The sequence below is a fragment of the Staphylococcus sp. acrmy genome (assembly GCF_022690565.1).
Lineage (GTDB): Bacteria > Bacillota > Bacilli > Staphylococcales > Staphylococcaceae > Staphylococcus > Staphylococcus caledonicus.
Map to the genome: position 1 here is coordinate 21,665 of NZ_JALCVE010000013.1, position 19,075 is coordinate 40,739.

22 protein-coding genes are annotated in these 19,075 nt (G+C 34.6%); all 22 read right to left on the reverse strand.

All coding sequences use genetic code 11. The features are described 5' to 3' along the window. Window positions 1-18: 18 nt before the first annotated feature. The gene (locus FH144_RS11095; RefSeq protein ID WP_242315884.1) at window positions 19-696 is read right to left on the reverse strand and encodes a 50S ribosomal protein L25/general stress protein Ctc; all 678 of its coding nucleotides are present in this window, start codon (window positions 694-696) and stop codon (window positions 19-21) included. Window positions 697-879: 183 nt separating this feature from the next. After that, complete coding sequence (locus tag FH144_RS11100) at window positions 880-1,845, reverse strand: ribose-phosphate diphosphokinase (RefSeq protein ID WP_103165613.1); 966 nt, start codon at window positions 1,843-1,845, stop codon at window positions 880-882. 121 nt (window positions 1,846-1,966) lie between these two features. Continuing rightward, window positions 1,967-3,322 (reverse strand): bifunctional UDP-N-acetylglucosamine diphosphorylase/glucosamine-1-phosphate N-acetyltransferase GlmU, encoded by a 1,356-nt coding sequence (gene glmU / locus FH144_RS11105; protein ID WP_242315885.1) that lies wholly within the window; start codon window positions 3,320-3,322, stop codon window positions 1,967-1,969. Between the two features lie 336 nt (window positions 3,323-3,658). After that, window positions 3,659-3,961: a septation regulator SpoVG gene (gene spoVG / locus FH144_RS11110; protein WP_103165611.1), complete on the reverse strand. Its 303-nt coding sequence runs from the start codon at window positions 3,959-3,961 to the stop codon at window positions 3,659-3,661. A gap of 66 nt (window positions 3,962-4,027) precedes the next feature. Continuing rightward, window positions 4,028-4,408 carry a RidA family protein gene (locus FH144_RS11115; protein ID WP_103165610.1) on the reverse strand — a complete coding sequence of 127 codons (381 nt, stop codon included), beginning with the start codon at window positions 4,406-4,408 and terminating at the stop codon, window positions 4,028-4,030. Window positions 4,409-4,423: 15 nt separating this feature from the next. Beyond that, window positions 4,424-5,248, reverse strand: coding sequence for a pur operon repressor (gene purR / locus FH144_RS11120; protein WP_107508158.1), 825 nt, complete (start codon window positions 5,246-5,248; stop codon window positions 4,424-4,426). Between the two features lie 16 nt (window positions 5,249-5,264). Continuing rightward, the gene (gene ispE, locus FH144_RS11125) at window positions 5,265-6,113 is read right to left on the reverse strand and encodes a 4-(cytidine 5'-diphospho)-2-C-methyl-D-erythritol kinase (RefSeq protein WP_107508159.1); all 849 of its coding nucleotides are present in this window, start codon (window positions 6,111-6,113) and stop codon (window positions 5,265-5,267) included. 307 nt (window positions 6,114-6,420) lie between these two features. Then, window positions 6,421-6,684: a biofilm formation stimulator Veg gene (gene veg / locus FH144_RS11130; RefSeq protein WP_011276767.1), complete on the reverse strand. Its 264-nt coding sequence runs from the start codon at window positions 6,682-6,684 to the stop codon at window positions 6,421-6,423. Between the two features lie 99 nt (window positions 6,685-6,783). Further along, complete coding sequence (gene rsmA, locus FH144_RS11135) at window positions 6,784-7,674, reverse strand: 16S rRNA (adenine(1518)-N(6)/adenine(1519)-N(6))-dimethyltransferase RsmA (protein WP_242315887.1); 891 nt, start codon at window positions 7,672-7,674, stop codon at window positions 6,784-6,786. Continuing rightward, window positions 7,675-8,226, reverse strand: a complete 552-nt coding sequence (gene rnmV, locus FH144_RS11140; RefSeq protein WP_242315889.1) for a ribonuclease M5 — start codon at window positions 8,224-8,226, stop codon at window positions 7,675-7,677. Window positions 8,227-8,417: 191 nt separating this feature from the next. Further along, on the reverse strand, window positions 8,418-9,191 hold the full coding sequence (locus FH144_RS11145) for a TatD family hydrolase (protein ID WP_107508162.1): 774 nt from the start codon (window positions 9,189-9,191) through the stop codon (window positions 8,418-8,420). Window positions 9,192-9,220: 29 nt separating this feature from the next. Further along, window positions 9,221-11,194, reverse strand: coding sequence for a methionine--tRNA ligase (metG, locus tag FH144_RS11150; protein ID WP_242315891.1), 1,974 nt, complete (start codon window positions 11,192-11,194; stop codon window positions 9,221-9,223). Window positions 11,195-11,442: 248 nt separating this feature from the next. After that, the gene (rsmI, locus tag FH144_RS11155; protein WP_242315900.1) at window positions 11,443-12,282 is read right to left on the reverse strand and encodes a 16S rRNA (cytidine(1402)-2'-O)-methyltransferase; all 840 of its coding nucleotides are present in this window, start codon (window positions 12,280-12,282) and stop codon (window positions 11,443-11,445) included. A 1-nt stretch (window position 12,283) separates the two neighbouring features. Continuing rightward, on the reverse strand, window positions 12,284-12,532 hold the full coding sequence (locus FH144_RS11160) for a GIY-YIG nuclease family protein (protein WP_107508177.1): 249 nt from the start codon (window positions 12,530-12,532) through the stop codon (window positions 12,284-12,286). Beyond that, the gene (locus FH144_RS11165; RefSeq protein ID WP_198612487.1) at window positions 12,525-13,250 is read right to left on the reverse strand and encodes a tRNA1(Val) (adenine(37)-N6)-methyltransferase; all 726 of its coding nucleotides are present in this window, start codon (window positions 13,248-13,250) and stop codon (window positions 12,525-12,527) included. The genes FH144_RS11160 and FH144_RS11165 overlap by 8 nt, the downstream gene beginning before the upstream one ends. A gap of 154 nt (window positions 13,251-13,404) precedes the next feature. Beyond that, window positions 13,405-13,803, reverse strand: a complete 399-nt coding sequence (gene yabA / locus FH144_RS11170; protein ID WP_242315902.1) for a DNA replication initiation control protein YabA — start codon at window positions 13,801-13,803, stop codon at window positions 13,405-13,407. 16 nt (window positions 13,804-13,819) lie between these two features. Beyond that, on the reverse strand, window positions 13,820-14,623 hold the full coding sequence (locus FH144_RS11175; RefSeq protein ID WP_242315904.1) for a PSP1 domain-containing protein: 804 nt from the start codon (window positions 14,621-14,623) through the stop codon (window positions 13,820-13,822). A gap of 1 nt (window position 14,624) precedes the next feature. Then, on the reverse strand, window positions 14,625-15,551 hold the full coding sequence (locus FH144_RS11180) for a DNA polymerase III subunit delta' C-terminal domain-containing protein (protein WP_242315906.1): 927 nt from the start codon (window positions 15,549-15,551) through the stop codon (window positions 14,625-14,627). Window positions 15,552-15,808: 257 nt separating this feature from the next. After that, window positions 15,809-16,138 carry a cyclic-di-AMP receptor gene (locus FH144_RS11185; protein WP_242315908.1) on the reverse strand — a complete coding sequence of 110 codons (330 nt, stop codon included), beginning with the start codon at window positions 16,136-16,138 and terminating at the stop codon, window positions 15,809-15,811. A 27-nt stretch (window positions 16,139-16,165) separates the two neighbouring features. Beyond that, window positions 16,166-16,783 carry a dTMP kinase gene (gene tmk, locus FH144_RS11190; protein WP_242315910.1) on the reverse strand — a complete coding sequence of 206 codons (618 nt, stop codon included), beginning with the start codon at window positions 16,781-16,783 and terminating at the stop codon, window positions 16,166-16,168. A 1-nt stretch (window position 16,784) separates the two neighbouring features. Next, window positions 16,785-18,131 (reverse strand): aminotransferase class V-fold PLP-dependent enzyme, encoded by a 1,347-nt coding sequence (locus FH144_RS11195; RefSeq protein WP_242315911.1) that lies wholly within the window; start codon window positions 18,129-18,131, stop codon window positions 16,785-16,787. Window positions 18,132-18,213: 82 nt separating this feature from the next. Next, on the reverse strand, window positions 18,214-18,984 hold the full coding sequence (locus FH144_RS11200; protein WP_242315913.1) for a hypothetical protein: 771 nt from the start codon (window positions 18,982-18,984) through the stop codon (window positions 18,214-18,216). Window positions 18,985-19,075: the final 91 nt, after the last annotated feature.

Here is a 19,075-nt window from a genome sequence, read left to right on the forward strand (position 1 = left end):
AAAGTCTTAAACCACGAATTATTCTTCGTCTTTGTTTTCTTCTTTGCCGTCTTCTTCACTATCTTCTTCTTTGTCTTCACCAACTACTTCTGGTTCTTCAGTAGCTGATTCACCTTCCATAGCTTCTACTTCTTCTTCAGTAGGTTCATCAGTTGGAGGAACTACTGTTACTACAGATTCTTCAGGATCGTTTTCGATAGTGAAGTCACCAGATACTTTAATATCTGCAACTGAGTAGCTGTCATTAATGTCTAATGCAGAAATGTCTACTTCGATTGCTTCTGGGATATTTTCTGGAGTTGCTGTAACTTGTAAGTCGAATAATGGTTGTTCAACTACGCCGCCTTCTTTAGCGCCGACAGCTTCACCAGTTAAGTGAACTGGTACTTCAACAGTACGTTCTTCAGTCATGTTGATTGCTAAGAAGTCAATATGAGTGATTTGGTTTTTTAATGGGTCGAATTGGTAATCAGATACCATTACTTTAATTGATTTTGAACCTACGCCTAAATCAATTACACCATTACGTCCAACTTCACGAATCACTTTGATGAATTCAACTTCATCAACTTTAACTGAAGTATTTTTAGTACCGTAACCATAAACTACTGCAGGTACTTTACCTGTGTTACGTAATTTTTTAAGGTCAGAACGAGTTTGTTTACCTTGACGGATGATTGACTTTAATGAAGCCATTCGTATTTCCACCTTTCATTTTTAAGTCGTAATATGTGTTCTCCTATGAACATGCATATTAGGACTTCCCTTCACTTACCCATCAACTGAGACAGTTGCTTGCAAGTGTTTATTAGTTCGTAAAACCACGAACGAATGTATTATACATGGTTAAATAACTTAAGTCAAACCCATTTGTAAACTTTAGTCAAATAATACACTTACTGATTCTCTTTCATATACACGGATAATAGCTTGCGCTAATAATCCTGCTACAGAAAGTTCTTTAGTATTAGATGGTTTACGGCTATCATCAAGCATAATTGAGTTTGTAACGATTAATTCTTTTATTGCTGAATTTTCGATACGTTCTTTTGCAGGACCAGATAATACTGGGTGCGTACAACAAGCGTAAACATCTTTAGCGCCTTTATCTTTAAGAGCTTGGGCAGCTAATGTAATCGTACCTGCTGTATCAATAATATCATCAATGATAATAGCTGTACGTCCTTCAATTTCACCTACGATATTCATAACTTCTGCTACGTTTGGTTTAGGACGACGTTTATCAATAATTGCAATCGGAGTTTTCAATATGTCTGCAAGTTTACGTGCACGTGTTACACCACCATGGTCAGGTGATACGACAACGATTTCTTCAGGATCAATGTTAGGGTCATTTTCAAAATGTTGCCCAATGATAGGTACACCCATTAAATGGTCAATCGGAATATCAAAGAAACCTTGAATTTGTGGTGCGTGTAAATCTAAAGCAATCATACGATTAGCGCCAGCTGTTTCAATTAAGTTAGCTACTAATTTCGCTGTGATAGGTTCACGGCTACGTGCTTTTCTATCTTGACGTGCATATCCATAATAAGGAACTACAATATTAATATTCGCTGCAGATGCACGTTTACATGCATCAATCATAATTAATAATTCCATAAGGTGTAAATTAACCGGATTTGACGTTGGTTGGATAATGAAGACGTCACATCCACGAATACTTTCTTCAATATTGATTTGAATTTCCCCGTCACTAAAGCGTTTTACAGAACACTTACCTAATTCAATCCCAACACGATCAGCAACTTCTTGTGCTAATGGCTCATTTCCTTTTAAAGAAAAGATCTTTAACGATGAATTTTTATATTCATTATTTAACATTTATAGTCCTCCAATTTTTAACTTAGACACTTTCATTATATAAAAAATCAGTAGCTTTTACTATGTTCGACAAAAAATTAAAAAAAGAGATACTTAATTTCATTCTAAAATTTTAACTTATTTATTTTTTATTATAGTCTTCTTTGGTAACTTGTCGCGCACGCGCTAGTGCTAAACTATCATTTGGAACATTATCTGTAATTGTAGAACCCGCTGCAATGAGAACGCCATCGCCTACTGTTACAGGTGCTACTAAGTTCGTATTACATCCGATAAATGTATCTTTACCAACGACAGTTTTAAATTTATTAACGCCATCGTAGTTAACTGTAATTGAACCACAACCGATATTTGTACGTTCACCGATTTCAGCATCACCAATATAGCTTAAATGCGATACTTTAGCGCCGTCTTTAAGGTCGGCTTTCTTCACTTCGACAAAGTTACCGACTTTAACTTCTGCACCTAAATTTGAACCTGGTCTTAACTGTGCAAAAGGACCAACTTTCGTCTTGTCGCCAACGACCGAGTCATTGATAACAGATTGTTTGATATCAACTCCAGAACCTATACGACTATTATTAATTTCCGAATATTGACCGATAACCGTGTTTTCACCAATAGTTGTTTGACCATTAATGCGTACACCTGGTTCTACGATTGTATCCATACCGATTTCTACATCCGGCCCAATAAACGTTGTAGTTGGGTCTATAATAGTTACACCATTTCTCATATGTTGAATATTCAAACGTTGTTGTAAAGCCTTTTCTGCATTACTTAACATTACGCGATCATTAACACCCATCACTTCATCGAAATCATCAGTATGGTGAATCTCAGCTTTTCCTTTATCTTCTAAAATTAAGGAAATCACATCCGGCAAGTAATATTCACCTTGCACATTGTCATTTTTAACTTGTGCTAATTTGTTGAATAACACTTTATTATCAAACGCAAAAATACCAGAACTAATTTCTGTGATTGATTTTTCTTCCTCTGTCGCATCTTTTTCTTCCACGATGCGTTTAAGTTGTTGATTGTCATCACGGACAATGCGTCCGTAACCGAAAGGAATCTGTGCAGTGGCTGATAATACCGTTGCTTGTGCTTGTGTAGCCTCATGATGTTCAATTAATTGTTGTAACGTGCTAGCAGTAATTAAAGGTGTATCTCCACATACAACTAATGTTGTTCCTTCTTCATTCTCTAAATGCTCTTGTGCCATTTTTACAGCGTGTGCAGTCCCTAGTTGCTCTTCTTGATAACTATATAATGATTGATCGCCTAATGTGTTTTTAACGTCTTCTGCACCATGACCTACTATCGTCACAGTTTGATTAACCCCTGCATTCTTAACGTTCGTTAACACATGTTCAATCATTGTTTTACCAGCAACCTCATGTAGTACTTTATATTTCTTTGATTTCATTCTAGTATCTTTTCCAGCCGCTAATATTACCGCATTTCTTTGCATGAATGGTAACCCTCCAATAAATTTTACACTTCCTATTTATTATAATTTAACTCAAGTTCTAGTTTCAAGATTTAAAAAATTTTGTAAATTAAGCGTCATTAAATTATAAAAATTAGTTTTATTATGTATATTAATATAGCCAAACATAGAAACTTTTCAGTCATTAAAAATTTCTACCAGTAAAATAGGCGTAACACCGTTCATCAGTTTCCCAAAACACAAATTATTAATGTCTCAGTCTCCTCTAGTCTAAACGTTTCATACCCATTCTCTTTAATAAAAAAACAGGTTCAACATATCTAAGTGCTGAACCTGTGGCTTTATCTATTAGTTTAATTAAGCTTCGCCTGATTCTTCTGAAGAAGCATTTTTATCAGGGATAACTTCATCTGTTTCATCATATACTTTCATAACCGCATCTTGAATTTCTTGTCTCATTTCAGAGTTAATTGGATGCGCGATATCACGGAATTCACCATCTGGTGTACGTTTACTTGGCATAGCAACAAAAAGACCTGAGTTGCCTTCAATTACACGTAAATCATGAATTACAAAAGCTTCATCAAGTGTAATTGAAACAAGCGCTTTCATTCTACCATCTGTTTGTATCTTTCTAAGTCTTACATCTGTCACTTTCATGCAGTGAGCCCCCCTAGTATATATCTTTGTTTAGTTAGAAGCTTGACAATTTATTAATTAAGGAAATTATAATCCTTTAACTTTACCTACAACTTCAATTTCAACTTTAACGTCTTTAGGTAATCGTGCTACTTGCACACAACTACGTGCCGGTTGATGTTCACTAAAGTAGCTACCATAAACCTCATTAATTTGTTGAAATTCATCCATGTCAGAGATGAAAATAGTTGCCTTTACAACTGAGTTTAAGTCTGAACCAGCTTCTTCAAGTACTACTGATAAATTTTCTAGTACTTGTTTCGTTTGTTCTTTCACGTCTTCGCTAACAATGTTCCCTTCAGTATCTAATGGTATTTGTCCAGACGTGAAGACTAAATTGTTCACAACCATAGCGTGTGAATATGGTCCTAAAGCTTCTGGCGCTTTATTTGTATTTATTGTTTTCATGATGTAAAAACTCCTTTAAGAAAATTTAGACAAACTATTACCAGGTTCTACTTTAAATTCTTGATTATATTCGTCAACATCAGATAGCTTTACTAAAGAAGTATAATCCTCAATCAATCGTTGTTTAACTTCTTTTGATTCTACAAGTACTGATACCCCTTTTACATGAGCCTTAAACTCATTCATCAGATTCATAACCCCGTTAATTGAGCCTCCAGCTCTCATAAAGTCGTCCACTACAAGAACGTTAGAATTTTCAGCTAAAGTTCGCTTAGAAAGTACCATTGTTTCGATTTTGCGTGATGATCCTGAAACATAATTAATAGATACGGTAGAACCCTCAGTAACTTTATTGTCTTTTCTAATTACCACTACAGGTAAATTTAATACGTTAGCCACCGCGTTGGCAAGCGATATACCTTTTGTAGCAATTGTTACGACGGCATCGAGCTCTTCTTCCATGTAAATACTCGCTATTAATTTACCAACTTTATTTAAAAGTGAAGGATTACCCACTAAGTCAGATAAGAATAAATAACCACCTGGTAGTAGGCGTTCTTTTTCTTGAAGTAGTGAAATAATTTCTTCGGTGATTTCGGTAGCTTCTTCTTTACTCATCATTGGTTTGTAAGTGACCCCGCCACTTGCACCGGCAGTCGTAATAACCGTTCCTAATTTTTCTTTTTGGAACGTATTCTTAATGATTTGTACGTCTTCACTGATCGAAGACTTAGCTTGTTTGAATTTATTTACAAAAAAAGTTAAAGGCACTAACTGATTGGGATTATTCATTAAATATTGCGTCATAAAGACGATACGTTCACTTCTTTTATACCTCATATATTGTTCAACCCTTCTATCCTAATAGTCTAACTAAATACACTTCGTTACAACATCCATTAACAGCGTTATAAATCTTCTTTGCTTGGCTCTCTTTTTGCGCAAGGCCGTATACCGTAGGGCCACTTCCACTCATTAATGCCCCATCAGCGCCACATTGCAACATATTATTTTTTATCTTTTTAATTTCGGGATGCATAGCCATCGATACTGGTTCTAGACGGTTTGATAAGCTTTGACATAACATTTGATAATCCCCGGTAGTAATCGCCTCTTCACACATACGTGTATCTACATGATGTACCTCATTCAGATTTAAAGCTCTAAAAACATCAGGAGAAGAAATTCCTAAATCAGGCTTTGCTAATATTACCCATGCAGAAGGCGGTTTGTTTAAAAAAGTAATCTTTTCGCCTCTACCTTCGCAAATTGCAGTTTTATTATAAATACAAAACGGAATATCTGTACCAATCTGTATTCCCAAGTCACTTAACTCTTTAAGTGGTCGATTCAGATTAAATAACTGGTTGATACCACGCATACTTGCCGCCGCATCAGCAGATCCTCCAGCTAATCCTGCAGATACTGGTATATCTTTATCAATCGTTATAGTGACACCCTGCTCTAAGTTGTAGGTGTCCATCATCAATTTTGCAGCACGATAAGCTAGATTTTTATGATCATCCGGCACATAATTATGTTCAATCTCTACCACAATCTTTTTATCTTTTCTCTTTTGAAAAGACAATCTATCATTCAAATCAACTGTAGTCATTACCATGGCAATTTCATGATATCCATCATCTCTTTTGAAAAGTGTATCGAGCGTCAAATTTATTTTGGCAGGTGCCGTTTCATATATCATTTTTCCGCCCTCTCTTCATCAATAGTAATAAAATGATTTTAACATAAAGAATTATAATATTTGATAGATACAACACAAATTTATGTAAAATCTTAATGAAAGACATTTTAATTTGTACTAATATCCGTTTTACGATAAAAATTAAGATGTCAAAATAAATATTATGTAAAATAATTTGTAAAAAAACGCTTTAATAGAAATTTTCATTATATCAAAAAAGAGTGTTGAACTTATATAAGCCCAACACCCACATTTTTTATTATAGAGTACGAATTACACTAAGCAACTCTATGTTTATATGTTCAAATTAGTGTGCAACTACTTCTTGATGATTATCTTCTTCAAATGAAACTTGTACGTTCTCTGTAAGAACATCCGTATATGTATACGAAACTCTTTCAAAATTATGCTTATCTTGGTCTAATTCAACAACAAAAACTGAAGGATATGTTTCTTTTAACACACCACAACGTTCAATCGTTTTTTTACGACCACCGTTGGCTTTTAGTACAATACGATTTCCTAAGTGACAATCAATAGAATTTTTGATGTCCAAAATTGATTTTGGCATATTGCTCCACCTCGCTACAAGTTACATAATACCATATTTCGAGGTGTTTCGTCAAATAAAATTTAAATTTTATCAAGATAATAGCACTTTGTCAACAATTTAAATTTCTAATTCTGGGAAATTTTTCTTTTCTGCATACAATCGTGCAAAATCTTGTATTGAAAGTGTTTCTCCACGTCTTTTTGGATCTATCTCAGCTTGTTCCAACCACTTTAATATACTTTCTTTATGACTTTTACCGTCTTTAAAGAAATTTTGATAGTTATTATTGATGGTTTTACGTCTTTGCGCAAATGCTGCTTTAGCAAGCTTGAAGAATGCATCTTCATTATCCACTTCGACTAACGATGTGTCTCGTTGCATCAATTTAACTACAATAGAGTCAACATTCGGTGGTGGCATAAATACTGATTTAGGTACGGTGAGTACTTTACTCGTCTCTGTATAGTATTGCGTTACGATAGATAATGACCCGTAGGCTTTTGTTCCTACTTGTGCATTGAGGCGTTCTCCCACTTCTTTTTGCATCATCACTACATAGCCATCAATTGGAATATCTTGTTGCATTAAGTTAAGCAATATTGGCGTTGTAATATAATATGGCAAGTTAGCTACCACCATGATATGATCACAATCACTTAAATGAGTTTCTACCGCCTTTGCTATATCCGCTTTTAAAATATCTTCATTAATAATTGTCACGTTATCGTAAGGTGCGAGCGTTTCTCTTAGTACAGGAATTAAGCGTTGATCAATCTCAAATGACATAACTTTTTTAGCGCGTTTAGCCAATTGTTCAGTTAAAGAGCCCATGCCCGGCCCTACTTCAATCACACCTGTAGATTTGTCAATTTGACTTGCATCGATAATCTTATGAATAATATTCACATCGATTAAGAAGTTTTGACCTAAACTTTTCTTAAAATTAAAACCAAATTGATTTAATAACTCTCGCGTTCGCGAAGGCGTAGCAATATCTTTTCTTTCCACCTATGCGTCACTCTCCTTATCCATTGATAAAGCTTCACGTACATCCGCTTCAGTATAACCAAATGCGTTTAGCTTCTTCAGTAATTGTTTCCCATTTGAATGTCCAATGTGTAATTTCTGACCTAATATTTCTCTTTTACAACGTGCATCTTTTCCTATAATTAAGCCTAAATCTATCAATACATTTTTATCTATCGATTCTTCAGCTTCTTCGAACGGAGAACTCACATGCATGAGTGCTTCTCTAATATCACTTGGATGCGCGTGTTCAATCCCTATCTTACCACGTCTATTTTTTGCTTTTTCACGATCAATGTAAGCATGTTTCACGCCGGCAACGTGTTCAGTAATCGTATTACGAATCTTATCACCCGGGAAATCAGGATCTGTTAATACGATAACGCCTCTTGTTTCTTGCGCATTTTGTATCACAGCTAATGTTTCTTTATTTATGGCGCTCCCATTTGTTTCAATCGTGTCGCATTCCACGGCAGATTTAACACGCTCTGTATCATCCCTGCCTTCTACCACGATAAACTCATTAATCTTCATATTGCCGTACCATCACCTTTCCTTTATCTCATATTATGCACACTTTTTGGGAAAATGAAGACAAATATCCTATTGAATGATTATATTTAGACTATCTACAAATAGAAAAAATGAGAAAGATGAAGTCATGTCGCCATTTATTATAAAACGAGACTACGACAGTCCTATTCAACATCTTTCTCACATCACTATTATTGATTTAATTTAAATAATCTTTCAGCATTTTCAGTTGTTTGTTGGCAAACTTCTTCATATGTCATATCACGTAATTCAGCGATTTGTTGCGCAACTAATGTTACTCTCTCAGGCTCATTACGCTTTCCTCTATATGGGTGAGGAGATAGATATGGCGCATCTGTTTCTACTAACAATCTATCCATTGGCACATGCTTAGCCACTTCTTTAGGTTGTTTTGCATTTTTAAATGTCACAGGTCCGCCTAAAGACACATAGAAATTCAATTTATTAATCACAACGTCAGCGATTTCTGGAGAAGCACTAAAGCTATGCATAATACCGCCGACTTCTTCCGCATGTTCTTCCATCAAGATATCAATACAATCTTGTGTCGCTTCACGATTATGAATCACAATTGGTAAGTTCACTTTTTTAGCTAAGGCAATTTGTTTTCTAAATACTTCTTTTTGAACATCGGCAGGTGATTTATCCCAATGATAATCTAGACCCATTTCACCGATGCCAATAATTTTAGGATGTTTCGCTAGTTGCTCTATCCACTCTAAGCGTTCTTCAGTAAAATCAATTGCATCAACTGGGTGCCAACCGATGATACCGTAAACAAAGTCGTACTTATCGATTAATTCCATTGTACGTTCAATTGTAGGTGTATCAAATCCTACTACAAACATACGGTCCACGCCTGCTTCTCTAGCGCGTGTAATGACTTCATTTAAATCCTCATCATATTGTTCATCGTTTAAGTGAACGTGTGTATCGATTAACATTTTATCTCTCCTATCGTTCAATTTGTGAATTATTTAATAATTGCACCATTTGCAATAGCGTTTGGCAAGCTAACTAATGTTAAAACGCCATCTTTCTCAGCAGATAAAATCATACCTTCTGATTTTTGACCCATAAGTTTAGCTGGTTTCAAGTTACTAACCACTGCTACTTTTTTACCAATAATGTCTTCCGGACGGTAAAATTTAGCGATACCAGAAACGATCTGACGTTGTTCAGTGCCTAAATCGACTTGGATTTTTAATAATTTGTCCGATTTTTTAACATTTTCAGCGTCAGTAATCGTTGCAGCTTTGATTTCTACTTTATCAAAGTCTTTAATATCGATTTGAGGTTTACTTGGCACTTCTTCTTCAACTTCTTCAGATTTAGGCGATTGCATAGATTCTTTAATATAAGCAATTTCCGCTTCTGTATCTAATCTTGGGAAGATTGGTGTTGGTTTTTCAGTGACCATTACAGGTTCTTTAAGCGCACCATAGTGTTCAAGACTTGCTAATTCAAATAACTCTGTCTCATTAATATTTAATTGATTGAAAATTTCTCTTGGCGCATGTGTTAAGAATGGGCGCAATAATACTGTCGCAAAGCGAATATTTTCAACTAAGTGTGCCATCACATTACCAAGCATCTCTTTTTGACTTTCATCTTTAGCTAATACCCATGGTGTTGTTTCATCGATATATTTGTTCGTACGACTAATAAATTTCCATACTGTAGAAAGTGCTACAGAGAATTGGAAACTTTCCATACTGTCGTTGAAGCTTTTCACTGTTTCAAGCGCAAGAGCTTCCATGTCTTCATCTAATTCGTGTTTTGGCCCTTCATAAGCCGGTAATTCACCGTGGAAGTATTTATTAATCATAGAGATTGTACGATTAACTAAGTTACCTAAATCGTTCGCTAAATCATAATTTGTACGCTCTACGAAAGCTTCGGGTGTAAATACACCATCTGAACCAAATGGTAATTCACGCATTAAGTAGTAACGTGTCGCATCTAAGCCATAACGGTCAATTAATACGTTAGGATCTACGACGTTACCTTTAGATTTACTCATTTTGCCGTCTTTCATTAAAATCCAACCGTGCGCAAACACTTTTTTAGGAAGTGGTAAGTCTAAAGCCATTAATAAGATTGGCCAAATAATAGAATGGAAACGTACGATTTCTTTAGCCATTAAATGTACATCGGCTGGCCAATATTTTTGGAATAATTCATCATCATCTGATAAATAGTCAAGTGCTGAAATGTAGTTGACTAATGCATCAATCCATACATATACCACGTGTTTAGGATTAGATGGTACACGGACACCCCAGTCGAATGACGTACGTGATACTGCTAAATCTTCTAAACCTGGTTTAATGAAGTTGTTAATCATTTCATTTTTTCTTGATGGCGGTTGAATGAAGTCAGGATTAGCATCATAGAATTCTAATAATCTGTCTGTATATTTATTGATATTAAAGAAATAACTTTCTTCTTTAACTAACTCAACTTCGTGGCCCGAATCTGGACTTTTACCACCTACGATTTTGCCATTTTCATATACAGGATCTACTAATTGAGATTCAGTGTAATATGTTTCATCCGGCACTGAATACCAACCTTCATATTCACCTAGATAGATGTCGCCTTGTTTTAATAAACGTTCGAAGACTTTTTCAACAACTTGTTTGTGGCGCTCTTCAGTTGTTCTAATAAAGTCATCATTCGAGATTTCAAGTTTATTCCAAAGGCTTTTAATGCCACTAATCATTTCGTCTAAGTATTGTAATTCAGTTTTACCTGCTTTTTGCGCTTTTTCCTGAATTTTTTGACCATGTTCATCCGTACCTGTTAAGTAACGAACATCATATCCTTGCATGCGTTTATAACGTGCAATCACGTCACCTGCAACCGTTGAATATGCGTGGCCAATGTGTAAGTTACCACTTGGATAGTAAATAGGGGTTGTAATATAAAATGTTTCTTTCACCATCACTGGTCCTCCTCTTCGTTTCCATCAAATAATAATTCATTTTAGTATTGTTTAACATTTTTTAAGCCAAATATAATGACTTAATCTCATATTTTTACGTTACTTTTTAATTATAACTTATATAGAAAGTTTAGTATCGTATCTTATTTACATTACCATAATTTTATTGTCTTATGGGAGTCGTCTTATCTTGTCATTTTATTTTTTGAAAATGATTTAACCAGGGGTCTTCATTTTCAAAAATAAGATTAATTAACTTCGTGATAAATATCATAAACCTCGCCCGTCTTCATATGACGCTCTTCGGCTACTAACTTAATCGCTTTTTTAGGCTTTAAGTCTTGTTCCGAAATATAATGATTCACATGTTCAATAATTGATAAGCTTTCAAACCATTGTTCAGTTTCCAATGGTTGTGCGCCTTCAATAAGGATAACAAATTCACCCTTTTGAGGTATATCGCCATCTTGCAAAGCATCCAATAGCGTGGTCGCCTCACGCATAACGATTTGTTCAAATTTCTTAGTCAATTCACGTCCAATAGCTATGCGTCTGTTGGAATCTACTTTGATAATCGCTTTTAACGTTTCAACCACTCTAAACGGTGATTCATAGATAATCAAAGTGCTATCTTGATACATTCTTTCCTGCAAAACATCTACTTTATCTTTATCTTTTCGTGGTAAAAAGCCTAAAAATGTATACGTATATGAAGGTAACCCACTTGCCATTAATGCTGTTAAACCAGCATTAGGTCCCGGTACTGTTTCAACCTGAATATCATATTGATGTGCTTCCACTACGAGTTCATAGCCAGGGTCACTGATTAAAGGCAATCCAGCATCTGAAACTAGCGCTACGTCATGTCCTTCAGTTAGCAAGCTAATTAAATAGTCAGTCTGTTGCGCTTTATTATGTTCATGATACGATTTCAAAAGGGTCTGTATATCATAGTGATGGCACAACTTTTTCGTTACTCGCGTATCTTCACATGCTATAAAATCTACATTTTTCAACGTTTCGATTGCTCTAAAGGTGATATCGCCTAAATTACCTATAGGCGTGCCAACTAAATATAGTGTCGCCATCTCAATTCTCCTCAATCATTTTTAATTTTCGTTGTCTAGTGAACGTTTTAATTTCATATTCTCTGCGCAATGCCTCAGACTTAGAAGTATATAATTCTTGATAAACTAACACTACCGGACGTCTTATTTTAGTATATTTAGCGCCTTTTCCAGCATTATGTTTCGCCACTCGAGCTTCTACATCTTTAGCGTAACCAGTATATAAACTATTATCGCTACATTTTACTATATACACATAGTGTTTATCCATAATACACATCTCTCATCTCATCACTATATTGTCCGTCACTGTTGTAAATATAGAATGGCGGGGCAATGTCTAAACCTTGTTTCCCATTTTTACGCCCCTCAACCACTACCGTTACAGCTGATTTATTTATTTTACTATAAATCATAATCACACGCTTAGGTTCGATGTTCGCACGTCGCATCTCTGTTAAGACATCCATCAATCTATCCGCGCGATGAACCATCATGAGCCGGCCACCTTGTTTTAATAAATGACGAGCAGCTAACATGCAATCTTCTAGCGAGCACATGACCTCATGTCGTGCAATTTTATGCGCTTCCTTTTGATGTTGGTTGAGTTGATTTGTTTTAAAATAAGGCGGATTGCACGTAACTAATGTATATTGGGACGGTTTAAACGTTCGATACACCTCTTTTAAATCCATGTGATGCATATGTAATCGGTCAGTGAGATGATTATATTCATAACTACGTCTTGCCATGTCCACAAGTTGCTCTTGAATTTCGATACTCTCAATTGCTTGTTGACCTTTTGCAGATAATAAGAGGGAAATAACCCCGTTTCCAGCACATAAATCTAAAATTTTGTCGTTCTTTCTGACTTCTGTAAAATGGCCTAATAATAAAGCGTCTGTAGAGAATGAAAACACATCATCATTTTGAATAATTTTTAAATTTTCTTTAATTAAGTAGTCAAAGCGTTCATTATTTTTTAACATCTTTTTACTCCTAAAAAAGGGATGTCTTTACAACACAAACTAGTAATCATGCGTGTTGAAATCCATCCCTTGTTATCAAACTATATATTATCAGTTTCTACCTTTTATGTTATTGGTAAACCGTGATTGTAATATTTTACGATAAAAAGAATCCTTAGCTATTTAGCACATTCATACATAATAGACAATCTTCGCCATAGCGGTGTTTCCCAAATAATTCGCCATTACAAATATGGAAACCTTCACTATAAAGTACCGCTAAATTATCTTTACTTGGTAAAGGTTTTTTAACGTTTTTAATTGATCGTTTCGTGTCATTAGCATTGTCAGTCTTTTTCTTATCATCGTTAACAGTATTAGAAACTTTGGCTACTTCAACATCTTGTTCACTTTTAGCCATTAATGTTTTTAAATTATCATTTTCAACTTGTAATGTAACATTCTCTTCAATAAGTTGGATGGCCAACGATTTGAGTTCGCTCATATCTTGATTTAATTGCTTTACATTGCTTTCAAGTTGTATAACTTTTTCAAATAAGTCATTACGGTTCAAGAGTACTAAACCCTCCTTAATTTAAAGCTTCTAATTCTTCCATTTTATATTCCATAGGTTGCTCTAAACCTTCGACCTTAACTTGCATAGAAATATCTAATATATTCAAACCAACTACTTGGCCTTTACCTTCAGGGGTATCTACTTTATCGCCTACATCTGGCAATTGTGCTCTAGCTTCTTCGTATAAATCATTTTCATATTTTAAACAACACATCAAGCGTCCACAAGCACCTGAAATCTTCGTAGGATTTAATGATAAGTTTTGATCTTTAGCCATTTTTATAGATACAGGTTCAAAATCACCTAAAAACGTAGCACAACACAGTGAACGTCCACAAGGTCCAATACCACCTAGTAGTTTGGCTTCATCACGTACACCAATCTGTCTAAGTTCGATACGTGTTTTTAAATTCTGTGCTAAATTCTTTACTAGTTTACGGAAATCGATACGATCGTCTGCTGTAAAATTAAAGATAACTTTAGACTTATCTAGTGTATATTCACAATTGACTAAGCGCATATCTAGTTGTTGTTCTTTCACTAATTCTTTACATAATGCTAATGCGTTACTAGCGTCTTCTTCATTTTGATGATATCTTTCAATATCTTGTTCAGTTGCAACACGTATCACTTCTTTTAAAGGTAGTGTCACATCTCCATTTTCCACACTCTTTGGTGAAAATTTTACTTTCCCAATTTCAATGCCTCGTTTAGACTCGACCACTACCCAGTCGTCAGTATCGACGTCTAAATCATTAGGCGCGTAATATTCCAATTTCCCTGCCTTTTGAAATTGTACACCTACGATAATTGGCATTTTATCTCACACCTTTGATTACAATTTGTTCAAATACGAGCGTTGGGTTAACATTTTGCATTAACTTTTTATGCGCTTCCGTAATTTGATCATACATTAATATAATTTGATTAAATGTTAATTGGCTTGCGTACTTTTCAACTTCTGCTTTTAAGTCCGGATAAATATAGTCGTTCTCAGTACCTACCTTAGCATGCATAATATCTTCGAAAAAAGCATTAACCGCTGCTAACGTAAGCGACTGTAATTTACGATTTTTGGCGTTCTTTAACAAATCAATAATCGCTATAAGCGCCATAGGTTTATTGGTTAATAATAGTTCACACCAATGTACGATAGACTTCCTAAGCGTGACTAAATCGTGTTCTTCGTTTAAATCTTTAGCTGTGTCTAACTGCGTTGTATATGTGCTCAACATTTCAGCGACAGCCCTATTTATATCTTGCTCTACTAATCTATCTATAAAATGTTGTTTATCACTTGGTTTAAAATAAACGTGCTGACAACGTGAATGTATGGTATCTAATATTTGTTCTGGTTTCGTAGACATTAAAATCGCGATGGTGTTCTCAGGAGGCTCTTCTAAAAATTTTAAAATACTATTTTCACCTTGCACAGTCAACTTTTCAAAGTCTTCAATAATATAGACCTTGTGTGTCCCTTCTATAGGTAGCTGATTCATACGGTGTACAAGTTGTTCGATTTGTTCTTTCTTGATGGTATTTTCTTCAGAAGCTACATAGATAAAATCTGGTTGATTATAGTTATCTACTTTTAATTCACATTGTTGGTCCCCATTACAAAGAATAAGTTTTGCAAATTCCATCGCTACATGTTGCATTGATTGTGCATCATCACCCTCAAATAAATACGCATGCGATAGCTTATTTGAATGATAAGCGTTAGCCAATTTTTGTTGTTCATCCATGTTTGCATACTCCTTATTCATCTTCTTATATAAAAAAAGGCCAGGACAAAAGCTTTCGGATTTAAGTAGAATCTAACGCTAAACAAAATTGTATTTCAAATTTTGTTGAATCATTATGTATCCTACAAAAACCTGCTTTAGACTACCGTGTGTCGGTGTCTTAGAGCACAAACTTTTAATGTCCCAACCTCGAATATTGCATCGTTATCTAAGGTGTCTTTGTTTTCTAATTTCTACATTACTCATCATTTTAAAGATTAAAAGCGGTGGAATGAATCAACTGGCATTACGAATACCGTAGCGCCACCCACTTCAACTTCAACTGGGTAAGGTATGTATGAATCTGCACTACCGCCCATTGGTGTCATTGGAGAAACGAGTTGTTCTCTATTACCACAAGTATTATCAATTACTGTTAAAATGTCATCAACCCAGTCATCATCAACACCACATAGGAATGTTGTATTACCAGCTCTTAAGAATCCACCAGTAGTTGCTAATTTTGTAGCTCTAAAGTTATTTTTTACGAGTTGGTCTGAAAGTTCTTGACTATCTTGATCTTGAACGATCGCTATAATCATTTTCATCTTAAAACACCTCTTCTTGATATTATATCATAATTTTTTAAAAAAATTTAAGATTATCTTATAAGTTTCAGTCACTACTTCATCAACATTTCGTGTTGCATCCACTACCGAAAAACGATTAGGTGTTTCTTGAATGATATGTTGATATCCTTCGATTACTTTTTCATGGAAAGCTAAATCTTCTTTATCAAGTCGATTCTGATCTCGTTGATTTTTTAAAATTCTGTCTCGACCTACTTCCGCAGTAATATCCAAATATATTGTTAAATCAGGATATCGACCATTAATCGCAAATTCATTTAACTGTTTCACTTCTGAAATACCTATACCCCGTGCAAAGCCTTGATATGCAAGAGAACTATCAATATATCTATCACATAAGACTATTTTATTCTCGTCTAATGCAGGTAATATCTTCTCTACCAAGTGTTCTCGTCGTGAAGCCGCAAACAACATCGCTTCTGTGCGAATATCCATGTTATCGCCTTCTAATACAATTTCCCGAATTGCTTCACCAGTACGTACGCCTCCAGGTTCTCTAGTCGCAATCACTTCATAGTCATGACTTAACTGTTCAAATACCTTACGTAAAACCGTCGTTTTACCAGAACCTTCTGGGCCTTCAAATGTTATAAATGCTGACATTCTATTCATCCTTAACTAATATTTTGTTATGGTTTAGACCTTCAACTCTGCCTTCACCTTCAAGATAATATTGCATTAATTTTATCATATTTCGTGAGATTTTCTCTCCTTTTAAGAAAACAGGTATCCCTGGCGGATAAGGAATTAAATGTTTAGCTAAGATTTTATTTTCAGCTAATTCTATATCAATCCATTTCGTGTGTTCAAGCGATTCTGAAGAATAGAATCCTTCTTCTAATACTAAAGGTAACGATTTTAATGCTTTGTCTTTTTTGAGAGGTAACTTCATTGTTGCTATCTTATGTAATAATTCTTGAAAAGGATAGCTATCACCTTCATGCCAAAGTGGCAATATCAACAAAGTTTGATGTGTATCTACTAATTCTGTATAAATCTCACACGCTTCAAACCATGTTTGTACTTCATATCCCGAATAACCTGGGTAACGAATTAATAATTTTAATGGATCATCTACGTGTTTAACCTCAAATCCCGTTTGAGTTAAGACATCGATGAATCGTGCCCTTTTTTCAAAAAATGTACTGCTCTCATAACCTTTGTAAAATTGATAGGCTAATTCAATGCTTGCCATTACCAAATAGGATGGACTTGAGGTTTGGAAATACGCTAAATAACGCACGACTTCTTCTTTGAGAGGCGCGTCTTTATGAATAAATAAGACTGACCCCATTGTGAGTGCTGGCAACGTTTTATGATAAGACTGCACGACATAATCTGCACCCGCTTCTAACGCTGATTTTGGAAAATGAGGCAACCCAAAATGCGCACCATGTGCTTCATCTACAAGCACAGGAATATGGTGTTGATGTAAAGACTGCACGCTATTGTTGATATCGAAACATTCACCGTAATAGTTAGGGTAAGTTATCACGGCTAGTTTCTGTTCGTTATAAGATATATGTTCAAAATCTGGTTGAAGATAATGTTGGCTTGTCTGACTTTTAATCATAGGCATTAATTCTGCATTTTGACGTGTCAAATCTACTCCATGAAACACGGATTTATGCACATTTCTACTTAATAAATAGTTGCCGTCTCTATTTGAAAACGCCTGAATGACCGCTAAAATGCCTGAAGTCGTCCCATTTACAAGAAAATAAGCATCATAATCTGGGTGTTTATCAATCTCTGTCATACTATCCAAAATGATTGATTCAGGGTGATGCAAATCATCTAAACCCGTAATTTCAGTCATATCCATTTCTCTTTTTAATTGTTTGAGATGCCCTATCGTCATGTTTTTATGCCCTGGCACATGTAAAGAAATCGCATGCTTATCTATTAATTTATTTAGTTGTATCGTAATAGGAAGATGAGAATACTTCAAGTTAGTCACACTTTCTTGTGGTTTTGGAATTAAATATACGTTGGTTATGTATATTCTAACTGTACTGATTATTTATATGCCACTATTCCTTTTGTTTATTTAACATTACTTGAATATATAATGCTAACCACAATTCTTGTGGATAATCATAGTTATCAAGAACAGTTATATAATGTTTTTCACCTCTACGTTGAGTTATTAAATTTTTACCTAAATCAAAAAGAGAGCGATGTGCGAGTAATATATCATTACTACCTTCTTGTATAGTGGTTTTAGTTGAAAAGTAAGGATTATTAAAATAATAATGATTCTTATAATCTAGAAAAATATAAGGAGTTTGTTGCTTAATCCCTCCATTTATAATCCTTCGCATCTTAAAGTCTCCAACTTTATATCCCTCAACATAAACATGGTAATGAGGACGTAAGGACCATAATTTAACTCTCTTAACAATTACTTTATGTTTAGGAGATATAACACTTATCCCAAATGCTGACATAAAATTAAGAATACTCAGCCACTTTTGCACTGAATTATTAAAATAAGGTTGCCAACTTGTATCATTCATACCGTGAATTTTAATATGAATATCATCAACTATATAAATAGGTGATTGATAAAAAAGTTCATTTTCTTTTAAAACGGGACTATCTTCGCTATCCATTAATTCTTTCTTATACTTATTTCTATAAAAGTTTCTTATTATTAAAGAAATTGATAATGCTAAAATACTTGAAATCCAATAAATTGAAATGTGTAATATCGGAACATCTATATCAACTAACCCAAAAAAGTCCAATATCATAACTATCGTAAGTATAATAGTACTTATAAGTAACATTAAAACTTCCAATAATAAAATCCTCCAATATCAAATTAGATCTTCCAATAACTATAATAAATAAAATAATTTACTATGTTAATGCTATCATTTTAGGTTTCAT